This window comes from Rhodococcus sp. PSBB066 (genome assembly GCF_017068255.1).
Classification (GTDB): Bacteria; Actinomycetota; Actinomycetes; order Mycobacteriales; family Mycobacteriaceae; genus Rhodococcus; species Rhodococcus aetherivorans.
The window spans coordinates 4,690,790-4,709,609 of the sequence record NZ_CP070859.1 but is presented as its reverse complement, the minus strand read 5'-3'; the positions used below and the strand labels follow the sequence as shown (position 1 = coordinate 4,709,609).

Genomic DNA, 18,820 nt, shown 5'->3' with positions numbered 1-18,820 from the left:
CATGACTACCGACCATGGACCCGCAGACACACGCAGCATGGGAATAGTGCACAGCGCACTTCGCCGTGACCTGGAACGCACCCGGATCGTGCTCACCACCGAGCCGTACCCGGACCCTCGGCGTCGACGCGGACTGGCGGAGCACGTGTTGTGGATGATGCGCTTCCTGCACATCCATCACACCGGCGAGGATGTCGGGCTGTGGCCCTTGATCCGGGTGAAGAACCCCGACGCCGGCGCCCTGCTGGACCAGATGGACGCCGACCACCAGCGGATCGCACCGGCGATCACCGCCCTGGAAGACGCAGCGCTGGCCTACCGCGACGACGCGAACGCTCGGCAACCGCTGCTCGAAGCGCTGGCAGGGCTCACCGACGTGCTCCTTCCCCATCTGCGGCGTGAAGAGCTGGAGATGATGCCGGTCGTGGCCGCGACCCTCACCACCGCCGAGTACCACGACGTGGAACAGGAGTATTTCGTCAGGCCCAAGAGCTTCCTGGAACTCGGCGCGGAGGCCCACTGGGTCATCGACGGGCTCGGCGAGGACGACCGTGAGCTGATCATGCACGTGGTCCCCGCCGTGCCGCGCTTCATCCTGCTGCACGGCTTCGCGCGCACCTACCGGCGCAAGTCCGGCTTGCGGTGGGGCCACGGGCCCGCCGCCGAGCTGCCGTCGCTCAACCTTGCGCTTCTCGAGGGGCGATCCTGATGGGCACCTTGGCGCGGCACGGCAGGACCGAGACGGTGAGCCGCGCCCCGGCGGAGGCGGTGTGGCAGATCATCACCGACGTGACCCGGGTCGGTGAGTGGAGTCACGAATGCCGGGACGCGCGCCTGCTCGGAAACGCCCGAGCGGCAGCGCCGGGAATCCGGTTCCGGGGCAGGAACCGCTCCGGCGGCCTCCGGTGGAGTCGGTCGTGCGTATTCACCGTTGTGGAGCCGCCGCGGACGCTGGCATGGCGGACGGCGGGTCTCCTGGGCCGGGCGGACAGCACCGAATGGCGCATCGACCTCGAACCCGTCCCCGGAGGCACCAAGATCGTCCAGACCTACCGTGTGCTCCACGTGGCACCGGGCCTGGACCGGGTCTATTGGCGGCTGGTCAAGGCGCACCGAGACCGGCGCGCGGCACTGGAGGGCGACCTCCGCCGACTCGCCGAACTGGCGGCGGTCGAGGCCGCGTCGCACACGCCGGCCATGCGCCCGCCTCGCGAGGGAAGCGCTGTGGCCGACGGTTCCCTCGGCCGCGGCACGGAACGTCGCCGGTACTCGGCGTAGTCCGGGCGGTCCCGCGGAGGCGCGGCCGGTGTTCGAGGCCGCGTCGAAGGCGGGGTGGCTGGTGGGGTGGCAAGGGCGTGGGTTGGGTAAAGAAAAAGGCCAGACCTCGTGGGGAGGTCTGGCCCTTCTTGTGCGCCATCAGGGACTCGAACCCCGAACCCGCTGATTAAGAGTCAGCTGCTCTGCCAATTGAGCTAATGGCGCTTGGCGGTGCGTCTCCGGGCCGTTGTCCCGGCGACGAAGGAAAGATTACACACCTTCCAGTAGCGCACCAAATCGGCAGGTCATGCCGCATTTCGGTGGGAGCGACACGTAACGCCGAGGGGTCCGGCGGCGATTGGTATTCGAACGTTATTCGCGTCGTCGACGTCGCGACGGCTCCGCCTCGAGCGGGGCTGGCATCATCGAGCGCACACGCATCGACGTGCACTTTTGCGGCCCGGGGGAGGCCCGGAATCGGAGGGTGGAGAGTGGTTGGGAACAGTGCGGCGCCGCGCCGACGGCGGAATCGGCGCGCCGTCGCGGTGGTGCTCGGGACCGTGTTGGTCGGCGTCATGACCTTCGTCACGGCCTGCTCCGGTGCGAGCAGCGCCGGCGGGGCCGAGGAGGTGCCGATCGATTCGAATCCGCTCGCCGCGCTCATCAAGCCCACGGTGTCGGCGAGCGTCGTCGACGGAGGAGTCGGCTTCTCGCCCATCGAGCCCGTGACGGTCTCGGTGGTCAACGGCAAGCTCGAGTCGGTCACGCTGCTCAACCCGGACGGGGAACCCGTCGCCGGGGCGCTCGGCCCGGACGGAGCCACCTGGGCCAACACCGAGCCCCTCGGTTACAGCCGGCAGTACCGGCTCGAGGCCGTCGCGTACGGGCTCGGCGGAGCGACCACGACCGTCGCCTCCTTCGCCACCAGCGCCCCCGGCAACCTCACTCAGCCCTACGTGATGCCGGGCGAGGGCTCGGTCGTCGGCATCGGCCAGCCCGTCGCGATCCAGTTCGACGAGAACATCCCTGATCGCCTCGCCGTCGAGCAGGCCATCACCGTCGTCACCGACCCGCCGGTGGAGGGCGCGTTCTACTGGCTCAGCAACCGCGAGGTGCGGTGGCGGCCCGAGCACTACTGGGCGCCGGGCACGACGGTCACGGTGGACGTGAAGGTCTACGGCCGCGATCTCGGCGACGGTCTGTTCGGGCAGTCGGATGTACATTCGACCTTCACCGTCGGCGACGCGGTGATCATCACCGCCGACGACAACACCAAGCAGGTCACCGTCAACCGCAACGGGGTCGACGTGATGACGATGCCCACGTCCATGGGCAAGGACAGCACGCCCACCCCGAACGGCGTGTACACGATCGGCGACCGGTTCGAGCATCTGGTGATGGACTCGTCGACCTATGGCGTCGCCGTCGACTCCCCGCAGGGCTACCGGACCCCGGTGGACTGGGCGACGCGGATGTCGTACAGCGGCATCTTCTTCCACTCCGCGCCGTGGTCGCTCGGCGATCAGGGTTCCCGCAACGTCAGCCACGGCTGCCTCAACCTGAGCCCGGCCAACGCCAGGTGGATCTTCGACAACACCAAGCGCGGCGACATCGTGATCGTGAAGAACACCGTCGGCGGCATCCTCGAAGGCACCGAGGGGCTCGGGGACTGGAACATCCCGTGGTCGACGTGGAAGGCCGGAAACGCACGCGCCTGATCCGCCGCCGGGCCGCCCGGCGGCGCCACCCCGGCGTGTGGCAGGCTGGGGCCGCCTCCTGTGGTAGGGGTTGGCACGAGACCCCCGGGATCGACGATCCAGGGGGTCTTCCCATGTCGGGCGGCGCCTTCCGGGCAGCCCGCCCCCGCGGAAGGTCGACATGCGGTCCTGCGCGGCGGACAATCAGGGAAAGGCATGCCTACCTGTGACGTCGACCGACCGTGGACCACCGAGGGTGGCCCGGCGGACAGGACCGAGTCGAGGAGGATTCATGTCTACGACGACAGATCCCACGTTCTACCGCACCCCGAGTGACGCCGTAGCAGCCGCGCCCGAGCGGCTTGCCTATGTGGCTGCCTTCGATCCCGCAGGCCGGGCGAAGGACGCGATCGCAGTGGTCGATTGCGAGCCGGGTTCGCCGACATACGGTGGTGTGGTCGGCTGGACCGAGTTGCCGACGGCGGGCAACGAGTTGCACCACTTCGGGTGGAACGCCTGCTCGAGCGCGCTGTGTCATGAGGGGCACGGTCATGAGGGGCACGGTCACGAGGGGCACGGCGATCACCACGCCGGGCATCACGGGCAGCCGCTCGAGCGGCGATACCTGGTGGTGCCGGGCATCCGCTCGTCGAGAACGTACATCCTCGACACCAAACCCGACCCGCGGCACCCGGTGGTGACCCGCACGATCGAGGCCGCCGAGCTCGCCGCGAAGGCGGGATACTCGCGGCCGCACACGGTGCATTGCGGACCGGGGGGCATCTTCATGTCCGCCCTGGGCGGCGCCGACGGCGCCGAGGGTCCGGGCGGTGTCGCGCTGCTCGACCACGACACGTTCGACGTCGTCGGAGCGTGGGAGGCGGAGCACGGCGAGCAGTTCTTGGCGTACGACGTGTGGTGGCACCTGAAGTACGACACGGTGATCACCTCCGAGTGGGCCACGCCGTCGATGATCGAGAACGGACTCGACGCCGAGGACCTCCTCGGCCGCAGGTTCGGACACCACCTGGACTTCTGGAGCATGTCCGAGCGCAAGCTGACCCAGCGCGTCGATCTCGGCGACGAGCACCAGATGGTTCTCGAACTCCGCCCGGCTCACAATCCCTCCGAGGCGTTCGGGTTCGTGGGAGTCGTCATCAGCGTGGAGGATCTGTCGGCCTCCGTGTGGATGTGGCACAAGAGCGACGACCGGTGGGTGGTCGAGAAGGTGATCACCATTCCGGCGGAGCCGGCCGAGGCCGACGATCTGCCGCCCGCGCTGAAACCCTTCGGCGCGGTACCACCGCTCGTCTCGGACATCGATCTGTCGGTCGACGACCGTTGGCTGTACGTCTCGTGCTGGGGCACAGGAGAACTCAAGCAGTACGACGTCGGCGATCCGTTCCACCCGAGGGAGACGGGATCGGTGCGCCTCGGTGGGATCGTGCGGCGCGAGCCGCACCCGGCGGATCCGGACCTCCGGATCGCGGGAGCTCCGCAGATGGTGGAGGTCAGTCGCGACGGACGCCGGGTCTACGCCACCAACTCGCTCTATGCGGCCTGGGACGAGGTCTTCTACCCGGACGGGGTGGGGGCGTGGATGGCGAAGTTCGATGCCGACGTCTCCGCCGGTGGTCTGGTCATCGACCGCGGGTTCTTCCCGCACGGCGACGACTTCCGCGGACGCAGGGTGCACCAGACCCGCCTGCAGGGCGGGGATGCGTCCAGCGACTCGTACTGCTTCACCGGGTGATCGCCGTTGCACGGCGGGTCGATCGCGCGATTCGGCGGTCGTCCGCCCAAGCGCCGCGTCTCGGGACGGAGCGCTGGTGCAGAGCTGCGCGACGCCGAAAAAGACGAGTCCCTGACCGGCATCTCTGCTGGTCAGGGACTCGCCCTGTGGGGGTGAGTGACGGGACTCGAACCCGCGACAGCCAGGATCACAACCTGGTGCTCTACCAACTGAACTACACTCACCATCGCATTCGCGATCGGCCTGGGCCGGTTGCGCCTGCGGTACAGATACTAGCCTGACTTTGCCGGAAACGGCGAATCCGCAGGTCAGGCCGGACCCAACTCCTTCGTGACAGCGGCGATCTCGGCCGACGGCGGGCCCGGTGGGGCGACGAACGCGGTCCGCCGGTAGTACCGCAGTTCCCGGATCGACTCCTTTATGTCGGCGAGCGCCCGATGCGACAGGCCCTTCGCCGGCTGCCCGAAGTAGATCCGCGGGTACCAGCGCCGGCACAGCTCCTTGACGGAGCTGACGTCCACCATGCGGTAGTGGAGGTAGGCGTCGAGCTCGGGCATGTCGCGGGCGATGAACCCGCGGTCCGTCGCGATCGAGTTGCCGGCCAACGGCGCGGTGCCGGCCTCCGGGACGTGGGCCCGGATGTAGTCGAGCACCATCTTCTCCGCCTCGGCGACGCTCACCGTGGACCGGCGCACCTCGTCGGTGAGCCCGGAGCGCTCGTGCATCTGGGTGACGACGTCCGGCATCGCGGCGAGCGCGTCGTCGTCGGCGTGGATGACGATGTCCACCCCGTCGCCGAGCACGTTGAGATCACTGTCGGTGACGAGGGCGGCGATCTCGATCAGCTTGTCGCTGTCGATCCGCAATCCGGTCATTTCGCAATCGATCCACACAAGTTTGTCCTGCACGAAACACAGAGTAGTCAGGCCGGTCGTGGCGATAAGGTCACGGTGACCATTCCGCGGCCGCACGTGGACGAGGAGGACACCGCATGACGGTCGATCCGACACCGCCGGCACCGTCGCCGGCCGAGAAGGCGGCGGCCGCCCGCGCGGCCGCGGAGGAAGCGGCACGGGTCGCCGAAGCGGCCCTGAAGGCGGCCGAGCAGGCACAGCGCGAGGCGGAGGCGGCCGCGCGGGCCGCCGAGGCGACGGACGCCGCGCCCGCCGGGCCGGCCCGGCAGATCGCACCCGCCGGGCCGGCCCGGCAGATCGCACCCGCCGGGCCGGCCCGGCAGATCGCCGCGGGATACGCCGCCGCCGGGGTCGCCCTCGAACTCGGTGCGGTCGTCCACGACGGGGTGGTCGATTCGTCGGCCCGGGTACGGATCCCGCTCGCCACGATGAACCGGCACGGACTGGTCGCCGGTGCGACCGGCACCGGCAAGACCAAGACCGTGCAGGGCATCGCCGAGCAACTCTCGGCCGCCGGGGTCCCGGTCGTGATGGCCGACATGAAGGGTGACCTGTCGGGGCTGTCGGCGCCCGGAGAGGACGACGACGGGCTCCGGACCCGCGCCGCGGAGACCGGGGATTCCGGATGGGGACCGACCGCCTACCCGGTGCAGTTCTTCTCGCTCGGCACCGAAGGCCCGGGCGTGCCCGTCCGCGCGACGGTCACCGCGTTCGGTCCGATCCTGCTGAGCAAGGTCCTCGGCCTCAACCCCACCCAGGAATCGACGTTGGGGCTGATCTTCCACTGGGCCGACCGCCAGGGGCTGCCGCTGCTCGACCTCAAGGATTTGCGGCAGGTCGTCACACACCTGACCAGCGACGAGGGAAAGGCAGAGCTGAAAGGTATCGGCGGGGTCTCCCCGGCGACCGCCGGCGTGATCCTGAGGGCGCTCGTCAACCTCGAGGCCGGCGGCGGGGAGACCTTCTTCGGAGAACCGGAGTTCGAGACCGAGGACCTGCTGCGCGTCGTCGGCGGCAACGGCGTGATCAGCCTGTTCGAGCTCGGCGCCCACGCGGCGCGGCCGGTGCTGTTCTCGACGTTCCTGATGTGGGTGCTCGCCGACCTGTTCCAGACGCTGCCGGAGGAGGGCGACCTCGACAAGCCGAAGCTCGTGTTCGTCTTCGACGAGGCGCACCTGCTCTTCGCCGACGCCTCGAAGGCGTTCCTGCAGCAGATCGAGCAGACGGTCAAGCTCATCCGTTCGAAGGGCGTGGGAGTGTTCTTCTGCACCCAGCTGCCCACGGATGTGCCCAATGCGGTGCTGTCCCAGCTCGGCGCGCGGGTGCAGCACGCGCTGCGCGCATTCACACCGGACGATCAGAAGGCGCTGGCCAAGACCGTCCGCACGTATCCGGAGACGGAGTTCTACGACCTCGAGGAGGCGCTGACCACCCTCGGGATCGGCGAGGCCGTCGTCACGGTGCTGTCCGAGAAGGGCGCGCCGACGCCTGTCGCGTGGACGCGGATCCGTCCGCCGCGTTCGTTGCTGGACACCGTCGGCGAGGAGGCGATCCGGTCCGCGGCGCGCGGGAGTGCGCTGTACGGCAAGTACGGGCAGACCGTCGACCGCGAGTCCGCCTACGAGAGGCTCACCGCGAAGGTGGCCGGCGCCCCCGACCTGGACCCACGTGCGCAGGTCCCGCCGTTGCCGGACCTGCCCGGCACGCCACCGCCCCGGGACGCGGGGCCGAGCATGGTCGAGCAGGTCCTCGGCAGCGCGGCCGTCAAGGGTTTCCTGCGGTCCGCGGCGTCGGCCGCGGGGCGCGAGATCAGCCGCAGCATCTTCGGCACCGGCCGCCGCCGTAGACGCTGACGGGGGCTACGCGCCCAGCTTCCGGTAGAAGGCGCCGACGATGGGCGCGACGACGCCGCGCGGGGTGTAGTTGCCGGCGACGGACATCGCCTTGCTGATCAGGCCCGGCACGATGCGCATCTTGTTCTCGGCGAGCGCGTCGAGCGACACCTTCGCGGTGTGCTCGCTGGAGATCCACAGGAAGTCCGGCACGAGCTTGTCGACGATCGAGGCCTCCGCCGGATCCGGGGTCTCCGTGCGCACCGGGCCCGGCGCCAGCAGCGTCACGTGCACGCCGCTGTCCTTCAGCTCCCCGCGCAGCGACTCGGAGAAGGTGTTGACGAATGCCTTCGTCGCCGCATAGGTCGCGTTGTGGGGGATCGGCATGTTGCCCGCCGCGGAACCGACCATCAGGATCGCCCCGGAGCGGCGCTCGACCATCTGCGGCAGCACCGCGAGGGTCAGGTCGTGCACCGCGACGGCGTTCAGCTCGACCTGGGCCCGCTCGTAGCCCGGATCCAGCTGGGCCACCGGGCCGAAGGTCGCGATGCCGGCGTTGTTGCACAGGATGCTGATCGGGCGCTCGCCGAGTTCGTCGACGAGCTTCGCCCGCGCGTCGCGGTCGGACAGGTCACACGCGCGGACCTCGACGGTGACGCCGTGCGTCGCCCGCAGCGTCGCGGCGAGCTCCTCCATCACGTCGCCGCGCCGGGCGACCAGGATCAGCGAGTGCCCGCGCGCGGCGAGCTCGGCGGCGAGGGCCTCGCCGATGCCGGAGGAGGCGCCGGTCACGACGGCGCGGGCGTCGGGGGTGGGGTTCGGCAGAGTCATGGTCGGTCAGCGTAGCCGCGGCCGGCTCAGATGCGGTCCGCGAGGCGCGTGCCCTGCTCGATCGCGCGCTTGGCGTCGAGTTCCGCGGCGATGTCGGCACCGCCGATGACGTGCGTGGTCACGCCCGCGGCGGTGAGCCGCTCGACGAGGTCACGGACGGGTTCCTGCCCGGCGCAGATCACCACGTTGTCCACGTCGAGCACCTTCGGGTCGCGGCGGTCCTCGCCGAAGCTGATGTGCAGGCCGGCGTCGTCGATCCGCTCGTAGTTCACGCCCGAGATCTCGTGCACCTTCTTGTGCTGCAGCGACGCCCGGTGCACCCATCCGCTGGTCTTGCCGAGCCGCGCGCCGATCCGGCCGGGCTTGCGCTGCAGCAGGAACACCTCGCGCGGCGACGGCGACGGGCGGGGCTCGGTGAGCGCTCCCGGGGCGGCCTTCGGGTCGGTGACGCCCCACTCGCGCTTCCATTCGGCCAGGTCGAGGGTGGGGGAGTGGTCGTGGGTGAGGAACTCGGAGACGTCGACGCCGATGCCGCCCGCCCCGATCACGGCGACGCGGGCGCCGACGGGCGCACCCTCGCGGACGACCTGCGGGTACGACAGCACGCTCGGGTGGTCGATGCCGGGGATCGCGGGCACGCGGGGGGTGACGCCGGTCGCGACGACCACCTCGTCGTAGGCACCGATCAGGTCGTCGGCCGTCGCGCGGGTGCCGAGCTCGACCTGGACCTTCGTCAGCTCCAGCTGGCGGCGGTAGTACCGCAGGGTCTCGGCGAACTCCTCCTTGCCGGGGATGCGGCGGGCGATGCCGAACTGGCCGCCGATCTCGTCGTCGGCCTCGAACAGGGTGACGGCGTGCCCGCGGCGGGCCAGGTTCACCGCCGCGGCGAGCCCGGCGGGCCCGGCGCCGACGACCGCGACGGCCTTGCGGCGGCGGGTGGGGGCGAGCAGCAGCTCGGTCTCCCGCCCGGCGCGGGGGTTGAGCAGGCACGAGACGTGCTTGTTGACGAAGGCGTGGTCGAGGCAGGCCTGATTGCAGGCGATGCAGGTGTTGATTTCGTCGGCGGCGCCGGCGGTGGCCTTGCGGACCCACTCCGGGTCGGCCAGCATCGGCCGGGCCATCGAGATCAGCTGTGTGTCGCCGCGGGCCAGGATCTCCTCGGCGGTCTCGGGCATGTTGATCCGGTTGGACGCGGCGACGGGGATTGCGACGTGCTTCGCCAGTTCGGCCGAGACGTCCGCGAACGCGGCGCGCGGGACGGACGTGACGATGGTGGGCACCCGCGACTCGTGCCAGCCGATGTCGGTGTTGATCAGCGTTGCGCCCGCCCGCTCGACCTCCTGGGCGAGGGCGACGATCTCGTCCCAGCGCTGGCCGCCTTCGACGAGGTCGGCCATGGACAGCCGGAAGCAGATCGCGAAGTCCGGGCCGACGGCCTCGCGGGTGCGGCGGACGATCTCGACGGGCAGCCGGCGACGGTTCTCGGGGCTGCCACCCCACTCGTCGGTGCGCCGGTTGGTGCGCTCGGCGAGGAACTGGTTGATGAAGTAGCCCTCGCCGCCCATGATTTCGACGCCGTCGTAGCCGGCCCGCTGGGCGAGGCGGGCGCAGCGGACGTAGGCGCGGATCTGCCGGCGAACGCCCCAGGAGGTGAGCCTGCGCGGCCGGAACGGGTTGATCGGCGCCTTGATCGACGAGGCGGACACGCTCAGCGGCCAGTAGCTGTAGCGCCCGGCGTGCAGGATCTGCAGCAGGATGCGACCGCCCTCGGCGTGGACGGCATCGGTGATCGTCCGGTGCCGCCGGGCCTCGAACCGGTTGGTGAGCTTGGCGCCGAACGGCAGCAGCCACCCGGTCCGGTTGGGTGCGTAGCCGCCGGTGACGATGAGGCCGACCCCGCCGCGGGCACGCTCGGCGAAGTACGCGGCGAGGCGGCCGGTGTTCTTGGCGCGGTCCTCGAGTCCGGTGTGCATCGAGCCCATGACGACGCGGTTGGGCACCGTGAACGGTCCGAGGTCGAGCGGTGAGAGCAGGTGGGGGTAGGGGTTCGTCACGAGTGGTCCTCGGTGGTGAGGGCGTCGAGCACTTCCTGGCACCAGTCGGCGAAGCCCTGTTCGACGCGGATGCCGCCGCGCAGGACGAGGTACTGGTGCAGTGAGGGCCCGGTGAGCCGGTGGGGTGCGGGGAAGTCGCGTTTCTCGATGGTGCGGTACACCTCGAGGCGGGCGGCGTGGGCGTCGCGGTGGCGGGTGAGCTCCGCGAGGAGGGCGGGCAGGGTGCCGGGCCCGGCGGCGCGGATCTTCACGGCCAGGTCGCTGCGCAGCTGCTCGGGGTCGGAGGGGTGGGCGATCCAACGGTCCAGCTCGATGCGTCCGGCGGAGCTGACGCGGTAGACCTTCTTGTCGGGCCGACCGTCCTGCGGCACGGTGCGGCCGGTGATCCAGCCGTGGTCCTCCATTCGCCGCAGCACGCGGTAGATCTGCTGGTGCGTCGCGCTGTGGAAGAAGCCGATCGACTTGTCGAACCGGCGGGCCAGTTCGTAGCCGGAGCCGGACCGCTCGTCGAGCGCGGCGAGCAGCGCGTGTTCCAGGGCCATGCCGAGAGTATGCACCGAGGTGCATATGCAATCAAGTGCACAGCTGGGGTGACGGTCGCGAATCTCTCGGTCAGCCGCGAATGCGGAGTGCGGTCGCGGCTGACCGGAAATCGCGCGGATCACCGGAGGCCGGTTCTCGGCGCGACGATCTCCTAGGCTGCGGGCATGAGCGCGCACACGGACGCCGCCGGGATCGGGGAGGCCACCTCGCGACGGCAGGTCTTCGCCTGGGGAATGTGGGACTTCGGGTCGTCGGCCTACCACGCGGTGGTGCTGACCTTCGTCTTCTCCGTGTATCTCACCGACGCCGTCGGCGACGACCTGCCGGGGTCGATGTCGGCGAGCACGTGGCTCGGGTGGGCGCTGGGCATATCGGGGTTCTTCATCGCGGTCACCGCCCCCGTCTCGGGCCAGCGCTACGACGCGGCCGGCCGGCGCAAGCGGTCCCTGGCGGTGCTGTCCTACGCCGGTGTCGCGCTGATGGCGGCGATGGTGTTCGTGCGCGACGACTACCACTACCTGTGGCTCGGCCTCGTGCTGCTGGGTGTGTCGTCGGTCGTCGTCGAACTCGCGCAGGTGCCCTACAACGCGATGCTGCGTCAGGTCTCCACCGAGGAGAACATGGGCCGGGTCTCCGGTTTGGGTTGGGCCATGGGCTATTTCGGTGGGCTGCTGTTGTTGCTGCTGGGGTACTTCGGGTTCATTGCCGGCGACGGCGACACCCGCGGCTTCCTCGGCGTGAGCACCGAGGGCGGCCTCAACATCCGCCTGGTCGTGGTGGCCGCGGCGGTGTGGTTCGCGGTCTTCGCCGTCCCGGTGCTGCTGGCGGTGCCGGAGGTTCCGCCCACCGGTGCCGATCCCGGCGCGGAGCGGGCCGGGATCGTGCAGTCCTACCGGGTGCTGCTGCGCGACCTGCGCGAGCTGTGGGCGATGGATCGGCGCACCGTCGGCTACCTCGGCGCCTCGGCGCTGTTCCGCGACGGCCTGGCCGGGGTGTTCACGTTCGGTGCGGTGCTCGCGGTGAACGTGTACGGCATCGATGCCGCCGACGTGCTGCTGTTCGGCGTGGCCGCGAACGTGGTGTCGGCCCTCGGTGCGCTGGTCGCGGGGCGCTTCGACGACCGGGTCGGCCCCAAGGCGGTGATCGTCGCCTCGCTCGCCGCGATGATGGCCGTGGGGGTCGTGCTGCTCGTGGTGTCGGGGCCGCTGATGTTCTGGATCTTCGGTCTGCTGCTGTGCCTGTTCGTCGGGCCCGCGCAGTCGTCGGCCCGCACCTTCCTCGCGCGCATCACCCCGGCCGGGCGGGAGGGGCAGATGTTCGGGCTCTACGCGACGTCGGGCCGCGCCGTGTCGTTCCTGGCCCCGACCCTGTTCGGGCTCTTCGCCTGGACGTTCGACGCGGACCGGGCCGGGATCGCCGGCCTGCTCGTGGTGCTCGGCGCGGGGCTGGCGGCGCTGCTCGCGGTGCGGGCCCCGGAGGGTCAGTCCTTGAAGTAGACGAGCTGGTGGGTCGTGGCGAGCAGCGTGCCGTCGCGGCCCCACAGCTGGGCGGCCTGATCGAAGTAGCCCTGTGAGAAGCGGTGGGTGCGCGCGGTGCCCAGGACGAAATCGTCGCCCTGGGCCTCGAGCTGCCCGGCGTCGGCGTGGAAGTACACCGTCAGGGACACGGTCCCGGCCGGCATGTACCGGCCGCGGCGCAGGAACACCCTCGGGTAGAACACGTCGCACAGCGCCGTCAGCGCCGGGAAGTCGAGCGGGCGGGCCGGGGTGTCGCGCACCCACAGCGTCGTGGTGGAGTCGGGGTGCTCGCCGGCGTCCTGCTGGGGCACCGCGCCTTCGACGAACCGCATCTCGTAGTTGCGGGCCCACGCGATGAAGTCCGGGAAGGTCCGGGTGGGAACCGCATCCGCCGACGGGACCGCCGGCATGTCGAGCTCGGTGTCCGACCAGGTGTCGCGGCGGGTGCCGAACACCGCGGTGGCGGTGGTGGTGACCACACCGTCCTGCGTCAGCTCCAGCAGCCAGTGCTGGTTGGTGCGGTTGGTGCGGACCGCCCGCACGGTGATGTCGAACTCGCCGTCGGCGACCGGGCCGGCGTAGTTGACGGTGAGGGAAATGGGATCGCCGAGCCGGTCCGGGTGCTGCTGGACGGCCCGCAGCAGGGCGGCGGCGGTGACGCCGCCGAACGGACCGACCATGTTCGTGTACTCCGGGCTGGTCCGCCCCCGCGCGTGACCGTCCTCCGCGGGCTCGAGCGCCACGGCGGCGTCGAAGGGGTGGGGCGGGGCGGCGATCTCGGTCACGACGACTCCTCGGGAAGAACGGGTCCGTTCCGGCACGGTCCGGACCTAAGTATGACAACATACATAGAAACCGACGGCAAGAGCGGAGCGCGGACATGGCGAGGCGAAGCGACCCGACCACCGGCCCTCGCGCCGCGATGATCCGCAGCGCGATCCGGCTCATCCGCGAGCGGGGCGTCGCGGCGACCTCGTTCGCCGACGTGCTCGCCCACAGCGGCGCGCCGCGCGGGTCGGTCTACCACCATTTCCCGGGCGGAAAGGCGCAGCTCGTCGAGGAGGCCACCCGCAGTGCCGCGGACCACCTGGGTGACGGGATGGCACGGGTGCTGGACTCCTCGGACACCCCCGGCGCACTGCAGGCTCTCGCCGACCTGTGGCGTCGCGGTCTCGAGGCCGGCGACTACGCGGTCGGCTGCCCGATCGTCGCGGCGGCCCTGGGCACCGAGCGCGGCGCCCGCGATGTCGCCGGGGAGGCGTTCGAGCACTGGTGTGGCCTGCTCACCGGCACGCTCGTCGCGGACGGGGTGGGCCCGGAACGCGCCCGGTCGTTGGCGGTGCTCATCGTCGGCGCGCTCGAGGGTGCGCTGGTGCTCGCCCAGGCGCAGCGCAGCTCGGCGCCGCTCGACGCGGTGGTCGACGAGCTCTCGGCCCTGTGCCGATCGGCGATCGACCCCGCGGCTAGTCCGCGATCGTGACCAGGACCTGTTCGGCTGCGTTGCGGTGGCCGTCGGCGTTGGGGTGCAGCGGGGCGGCCGGCTGGGACGGGAACAGGCCTTCGGTCCAGCGCTGCGCGGAGGGCTGGCACGCGTCGTGCCCGACGGTGGACTCGCGCAGGTCGACGTAGTCGACGCCCGCGGCGTCGGCCTGCTGTTCCATCGCCGTGTTGAGCCGGTCGATCTTCGCCTGCAGGTACGTCGCGTCGTCCGGCAGGATCGGCTGATCGGGATAGCATCCGCCGTCCCGGATCCCGGTCGGGTAGCCGACGAGCAGGATGCGCGCGTCCGGGGCGCGGTTGCGGATCTCCCGCACGATCACGCCGTAGGTGGGGGCGAAGTCGTCGATCGCGCGGTCCACGAGGTCGAGGCCGTCGCGGACGTTCGCGGTCGCGCACAGGGGTCCGGCCGGTGCCGCGGCCCTGCCGGACGAGCGGTCGAGCGCGAGACACGATCCGGCCAGGGCGACCAGGCCGATGTCGTTGCCGCCGATCCCGACGGTGACCAGCTCGGTTTCGGGGGTGAGTGCATCGTATTGCGGGGGGACGGTGGCGCCCGACGAAACCACTTGGGGCCCTGTCAGGTTCGCTGTCGTCGCGGAACTGCACGACGCGTCGCGGAAGTTGTCGATGCCCAGCGTCTCGGCCACCGCATGGGGGTAGTTGCTCCCCGAGCGCGCGCACGCCGAGTCGATCTGGGGCGGGATCATCGGGCCCGCCGTGAACGAGTCACCCAGGGCCACATAGGAGCTGTAGGCGGGGCTGGGCTCGGGCTCGGAATCGGCGGGCGACCCGGGATCGGTGCAGGCCGCGGCGGCGAGCACGGTGAGGGAGGCGGCCGCGGCCGCGCCGAGCCGGCGACGCATACGGCGGTGGCAGGCTGCGGTGGTCACGGCCCCTCCTGTGGTCATGCTCTTACGGCCGGTCGCCGATGCGGGCGAGGATCGCCTTCGCCAGCGCGTCCGGTGCCTCCTCCGGCACCCAGTGGCTGACGTCGTCGAGGACGACGAATTCGTAAGGCGCGTCGACGAACTCGCCGCAGCGCTCCGCGCCCACCCGGCCGAGGGCCGAATCCTCGGTGCTCCACACGTAGGTGGTGGGCACCCGCACCGGTGCCAGCTCGGAGAGCTCCCGGGTCATCGCGCGGTACCAGTTGAGCGCGGCGGTCAGGGCGCCGGGCTCGGACAGCACGCGCACGTATTCGTCGATCGACTCGGGGCTCACCCGGTCGCCGTACATCGCGCGCAGGCGACGGGCGTCGTCCTCGAGCAGGACGTGCTCGGCCTTTCCCTCCTGCCGGAGCAGCTTGATGTAGGCGGCGCGGGCCTGCTGATCGGCGTCCTCGCGCAGGGCCCAGCCGTAGGCCGCGAGGTGTGGCACGGACACCGCGGTCAGGGTGCTGATGCGGTCGGGGTGCCGCGCCGCGACCTGCCAGGCCACGGCGGCGCCCCAGTCGTGCCCCACCAGGTGGGCCTGCCCGAGGCCGGTCGCGTCGAGCAGCCCGATCACGTCACCGACCAGCAGGTCGATGGTGTATGCCGACACGCCGTCCGGGCGGGCGCCGGGGGAGTACCCCCGTTGGTCCGGCATCAGCACTCGCAGACCTGCCTCCGCGAGCTGCGGCGCCACGGCCTCCCAGCTGCGGGCGGTCTCCGGGAATCCGTGCAGCAGCACGACGGGCGTGCCGTCGGCGGGACCGGTGACGTGAACGTCGAAGGTGAGGTCTCCGAGGGTGACGTGAGTGGTCTCGAACATGGCGCCCACCGTACGGGTTGCCGTTAGCGGTGGGAAGGTTTCCACGCGCCCATGCCGAGAACGATGAGACGCATCTGCTTTTCGGCGCGGGCGAGGACCTCGGCCTCCGCCGGCCCGCCGGGCCGGTCCACGTCGAGCAGTTCGAGCACCACCTCGAGCATGGCAGTCACCAGCAGGTCGGCCGCCATCTCCAGGTCGTCGACGTCCCAGTCCGCCATTCCGGGCATGCGGGAGAGATCGACGGAGAGTTCGCCCGTGATCAGCCGCAACTCGACGGTGACGGTGCGCGCGACGGCCGGCTGGCCGCCGTAGCGCTCCCGGGCCAGGAATCGGAACGCCTGTTCGTGGGCGCGGACCTGCCGCACCAGGGCCTCGAGCGACGCCCGCGCCGAGGACGGGCCGCGCGTGCGCCGGGCCTCGCGCAGCAGCGTGCGGAGCATGCGCATGGTGTCGGCGGCGAGGGCGACGCCGAGTTCCTCCATCGAGCCGAAGTGGCGGTAGAACGCCGTGGGCACGATCCCGGCTCGGCGGGCCACCTCGCGCAGGCTCACCGTCGCGAAGCTGCGATCGGCGGAGAGTTCGAGCGCCGCGTCGAGCAGGGCCTGGCGGGTGCGCTCCTTGCGCGCAGCTCGCGTCGCGGGTTCGGGAACGGGGGCTGCGGACACGGCTCCGAGTCTAGGCAGTGCGACGCGGCGGCGGTCGGGGACCATGGTGACGGCCGCCACAACAACGTTGACAGCCCACCGGGCGACCCTGGCACACTGAACTCAGTGCACATTTGTGCACTGACTTTGGATTCTCGCTCGAGAGGAGCGACGCCATGACCCTGCTTCACCGCGCCCGACGCGGGCCGGGGCCGTCGATCGGACGCAAAGCCCTGATCAAGGCGCTGCATGTACTCTCCGCGCCGCACCACCCGGATCGGTACCTCGAACTGGCCGATCCGCTCCTGGCCGTGCAGCACACGCGCGCCCGGATCACGAACGTTGACCGAAATATCCCGGGTGCGGTGACGCTCGAGCTGCGCCCGGGCCGGCCCCTGGAGTTCCGGGCCGGTCAGCACCTGCAACTCGGCGTGGTGGTGGACGGTGTGCGGCACAGCCGCAGCTACTCGCCGGTGAGTTCCCAGCATCGAGCCGACGGGCGCATCCAGCTCACGGTCGGGGTGCGACCGGACGGCGTCGTCTCGCGGCACCTGCACGAGCACGCCACCGCGGGCGACGTGGTCGACCTCGCGGCGGCCGCCGGCGAGTTCTGTCTCCCGGCGGAGCGGCCGGAGCGGCTGGTGCTCGTCAGCGGCGGCAGCGGCATCACTCCGGTGCTGTCGATGCTGCGCACCCTCGCCGACGAGGGCCACTCCGGAACCGTCGCGTTCCTGCACTACGCGCCCACCGCCGCGCACGTGCCGCACCGCGACGCGATCGAGTCCCTGGCCGGCGCCCACGCCGGCGTCGACGTGGCCTTCGCCTACACCCGGGCGGACGACGGTGCGTTGCGTGGCCGCTTCGACCGGAGTCATCTCGAGCGGGTCGCCCCGTGGTTCGCCGGCGCACCCGCCTACGTCTGCGGCCCGGCCGGGCTCGTCGACAGCGTGCGGGAGGTCTACGGCGACGCCGGCGCCGCGCACCTGCTGCGCACCGAGCAGTTCACCCCGCCCGTCGTCGTCCGCGACGACGACGCGAGCGGCACCGTCACCTTCGCCGCGTCCGGGGTCCGCGCCGAGAACAGCGGCGTCACCGCCCTCGAACAGGCCGAGGCGGCCGGGCTCACCCCGCAGCACGGCTGCCGCATGGGAATCTGCCACTCCTGCACCGTGACCCGGCTGTCCGGCGGCACCCGCGACGTGCGCACCGGCGAGATCGACGACGAGCCCGGCGCCGAGGTGCAGATCTGCGTGAACGTCCCCGTCGGCGACGCGGCCTTCGACCTCTGACCCACTCGAAACAATTGGAGGACAACATGTTCGGTTTGTCCATCCCCCTGTCCCTTCCGCTGCCGGCGTTCCTGTCCGGCCGTCGCGATCCCGACCCGTCGCCGGTCGTGCTGCGCCGCGAGCAGGTCGAGGAGATCGGCCGCGAACTCGACGCCCTGCGCGAGCGCACCGTCGCCTCGCTCGGCGCGGCCGACCGCGAGTACATCTACCGCATCGTCGGGGCGCAGCGGCGCTTCGAGATCGCCGGTCGTGCCCTGTTGTTCGTGGGCTTTCTGCCGCCGGCATGGGTGGCGGGCGTGGCCGCGCTGAGCGTGTCGAAGATCCTCGACAACATGGAGATCGGCCACAATGTGATGCACGGCCAGTACGACTGGATGCGCGAGCCGGAACTGAACTCCCGCAACTTCGAGTGGGACACCGTATGTCCCGCCGACCAGTGGCGGCACTCGCACAACTACCTGCACCACACCTACACCAACATCCTCGGGATGGATCGCGACGTCGGCTACGGCATCCTGCGGATGGATCCGGCGCAGCGCTGGCACCCCTACTACCTCGGCAATCCCGTCTACGCGACGGGGCTGATGCTGCTGTTCGAGTGGGGTGTGATGCTGCACGACGCCGAGGTCGAGAACGTCGTCGCCGGCAAACGCAGCTGGCGCGACGTGATCCCGCTCGCCCGGGGGTGGTGGCGTAAGGCGCGCGGGCAGGTGGTCAAGGACTACGTCGCGTTCCCGCTGCTGTCCGGGCCGATGTTCGTGCCGACGCTGCTCGGCAACGCGGCCGCCAACCTGGTCCGCAACGTGTGGGCGTTCTCCATCATCTTCTGCGGGCACTTCCCGTCCGGGGTGCAGTCGTTCACCGAGGAGGAGACCGCGCACGAGACCCGCGGCGAGTGGTACGTGCGTCAGCTGCTCGGCAGCGCGAACATCACCGGCACGCCGCTGTTCCACATCATGTCGGGCAATCTCTCGCACCAGATCGAGCACCACCTGTTCCCGGATCTTCCGGCGCACCGGTACCCGCAGCTGGCGCCGGAGGTGCGGGAACTGTGCGAACGCTACGGGCTGCCCTACAACACCGGGGGCCTGCTCGCCCAGGTGGGCTCGGTGTGGCGCAAGATCGTGAAGCTGGCCCTGCCGCCGAGCTGGGTCTCCGAGGAGCCCACGACGTCGGTGCTCATCGAGCGCGGCGTGCCGGTCGCGGGTACCCTCGCCCACGACAGCGCCTGAAGGGG

At 70.8% G+C, this 18,820-nt stretch carries 17 protein-coding genes and 2 tRNA genes; 9 read left to right on the top strand and 10 right to left on the bottom strand.

What is annotated here, in order from left to right:
* Positions 1–37: 37 nt before the first annotated feature.
* Positions 38–709: a hemerythrin domain-containing protein gene (locus tag JYA75_RS21365; RefSeq protein ID WP_231771709.1), complete on the top strand. Its 672-nt coding sequence runs from the start codon at positions 38–40 to the stop codon at positions 707–709.
* Positions 709–1,278 carry an SRPBCC family protein gene (locus JYA75_RS21360; RefSeq protein WP_102800396.1) on the top strand — a complete coding sequence of 190 codons (570 nt, stop codon included), beginning with the start codon at positions 709–711 and terminating at the stop codon, positions 1,276–1,278. The genes JYA75_RS21365 and JYA75_RS21360 overlap by 1 nt, the downstream gene beginning before the upstream one ends.
* Positions 1,279–1,409: 131 nt before the next feature.
* Here JYA75_RS21360 and JYA75_RS21355 read toward each other — a convergent pair.
* Positions 1,410–1,482, bottom strand: a tRNA-Lys gene (locus JYA75_RS21355).
* Positions 1,483–1,832: 350 nt separating this feature from the next.
* Between JYA75_RS21355 and JYA75_RS21350 the strand changes: the two genes are divergently transcribed.
* On the top strand, positions 1,833–2,975 hold the full coding sequence (locus tag JYA75_RS21350) for an Ig-like domain-containing protein (protein WP_231771708.1): 1,143 nt from the start codon (positions 1,833–1,835) through the stop codon (positions 2,973–2,975).
* A 271-nt stretch (positions 2,976–3,246) separates the two neighbouring features.
* Positions 3,247–4,707 carry a selenium-binding protein SBP56-related protein gene (locus JYA75_RS21345; RefSeq protein ID WP_072634994.1) on the top strand — a complete coding sequence of 487 codons (1,461 nt, stop codon included), beginning with the start codon at positions 3,247–3,249 and terminating at the stop codon, positions 4,705–4,707.
* A 147-nt stretch (positions 4,708–4,854) separates the two neighbouring features.
* Here the strand turns inward: JYA75_RS21345 and JYA75_RS21340 are convergent.
* Both JYA75_RS21340 and orn read right to left on the bottom strand, forming a co-directional pair.
* A tRNA-His gene (locus JYA75_RS21340) sits at positions 4,855–4,932 on the bottom strand.
* Positions 4,933–5,015: 83 nt separating this feature from the next.
* Entirely contained in the window at positions 5,016–5,615 is a 600-nt protein-coding gene (orn, locus tag JYA75_RS21335; RefSeq protein ID WP_029543010.1) for an oligoribonuclease, read from the bottom strand.
* Between the two features lie 83 nt (positions 5,616–5,698).
* Between orn and JYA75_RS21330 the strand changes: the two genes are divergently transcribed.
* Positions 5,699–7,474, top strand: a complete 1,776-nt coding sequence (locus JYA75_RS21330) for a helicase HerA-like domain-containing protein (protein WP_185712672.1) — start codon at positions 5,699–5,701, stop codon at positions 7,472–7,474.
* A 6-nt stretch (positions 7,475–7,480) separates the two neighbouring features.
* Here JYA75_RS21330 and cmrA read toward each other — a convergent pair whose 3' ends face one another.
* The 3 genes from cmrA to JYA75_RS21315 are packed head-to-tail and all read right to left on the bottom strand — an operon-like array spanning position 7,481 to position 10,880.
* Positions 7,481–8,284, bottom strand: a complete 804-nt coding sequence (gene cmrA / locus JYA75_RS21325; protein WP_043798995.1) for a mycolate reductase — start codon at positions 8,282–8,284, stop codon at positions 7,481–7,483.
* Positions 8,285–8,310: 26 nt separating this feature from the next.
* Positions 8,311–10,338 (bottom strand): NADPH-dependent 2,4-dienoyl-CoA reductase, encoded by a 2,028-nt coding sequence (locus JYA75_RS21320; RefSeq protein WP_185712673.1) that lies wholly within the window; start codon positions 10,336–10,338, stop codon positions 8,311–8,313.
* Complete coding sequence (locus JYA75_RS21315; RefSeq protein ID WP_043798993.1) at positions 10,335–10,880, bottom strand: PadR family transcriptional regulator; 546 nt, start codon at positions 10,878–10,880, stop codon at positions 10,335–10,337. The genes JYA75_RS21320 and JYA75_RS21315 overlap by 4 nt, the downstream gene beginning before the upstream one ends.
* 165 nt (positions 10,881–11,045) lie before the next feature.
* Here JYA75_RS21315 and JYA75_RS21310 point away from each other — a divergent pair, with 165 nt between their 5' ends.
* Entirely contained in the window at positions 11,046–12,377 is a 1,332-nt protein-coding gene (locus tag JYA75_RS21310) for an MFS transporter (RefSeq protein WP_006939008.1), read from the top strand.
* On the opposite strand, the gene JYA75_RS21305 is transcribed toward JYA75_RS21310, so the two are convergent.
* Positions 12,362–13,183, bottom strand: coding sequence for a thioesterase family protein (locus tag JYA75_RS21305; protein WP_006939009.1), 822 nt, complete (start codon positions 13,181–13,183; stop codon positions 12,362–12,364). The two genes, JYA75_RS21310 and JYA75_RS21305, sit on opposite strands and share 16 nt — an antisense overlap.
* A 95-nt stretch (positions 13,184–13,278) precedes the next feature.
* On the opposite strand from JYA75_RS21305, the gene JYA75_RS21300 reads away from it, so the two are divergent.
* On the top strand, positions 13,279–13,878 hold the full coding sequence (locus JYA75_RS21300; protein ID WP_006939010.1) for a TetR/AcrR family transcriptional regulator: 600 nt from the start codon (positions 13,279–13,281) through the stop codon (positions 13,876–13,878).
* Here the strand turns inward: JYA75_RS21300 and JYA75_RS21295 are convergent.
* The 3 genes from JYA75_RS21295 to JYA75_RS21285 are packed head-to-tail and all read right to left on the bottom strand — an operon-like array spanning position 13,862 to position 16,360.
* Positions 13,862–14,788, bottom strand: a complete 927-nt coding sequence (locus tag JYA75_RS21295) for an SGNH/GDSL hydrolase family protein (RefSeq protein ID WP_006939011.1) — start codon at positions 14,786–14,788, stop codon at positions 13,862–13,864. The genes JYA75_RS21300 and JYA75_RS21295 overlap by 17 nt on opposite strands.
* A 22-nt stretch (positions 14,789–14,810) precedes the next feature.
* On the bottom strand, positions 14,811–15,650 hold the full coding sequence (locus tag JYA75_RS21290) for an alpha/beta hydrolase (protein WP_006939012.1): 840 nt from the start codon (positions 15,648–15,650) through the stop codon (positions 14,811–14,813).
* Positions 15,651–15,673: 23 nt separating this feature from the next.
* On the bottom strand, positions 15,674–16,360 hold the full coding sequence (locus tag JYA75_RS21285; RefSeq protein ID WP_044476093.1) for a TetR family transcriptional regulator: 687 nt from the start codon (positions 16,358–16,360) through the stop codon (positions 15,674–15,676).
* A gap of 110 nt (positions 16,361–16,470) precedes the next feature.
* Here JYA75_RS21285 and JYA75_RS21280 point away from each other — a divergent pair, with 110 nt between their 5' ends.
* Together JYA75_RS21280 and JYA75_RS21275 are read left to right on the top strand one after the other, a co-directional pair.
* The gene (locus JYA75_RS21280; RefSeq protein WP_006939017.1) at positions 16,471–17,583 is read left to right on the top strand and encodes an FAD-binding oxidoreductase; all 1,113 of its coding nucleotides are present in this window, start codon (positions 16,471–16,473) and stop codon (positions 17,581–17,583) included.
* A gap of 26 nt (positions 17,584–17,609) precedes the next feature.
* A complete protein-coding gene (locus JYA75_RS21275; RefSeq protein ID WP_044476094.1) occupies positions 17,610–18,815 on the top strand; it encodes an acyl-CoA desaturase in 1,206 nt (401 codons plus the stop codon).
* The last annotated feature ends 5 nt before the right edge of the window (positions 18,816–18,820 follow it).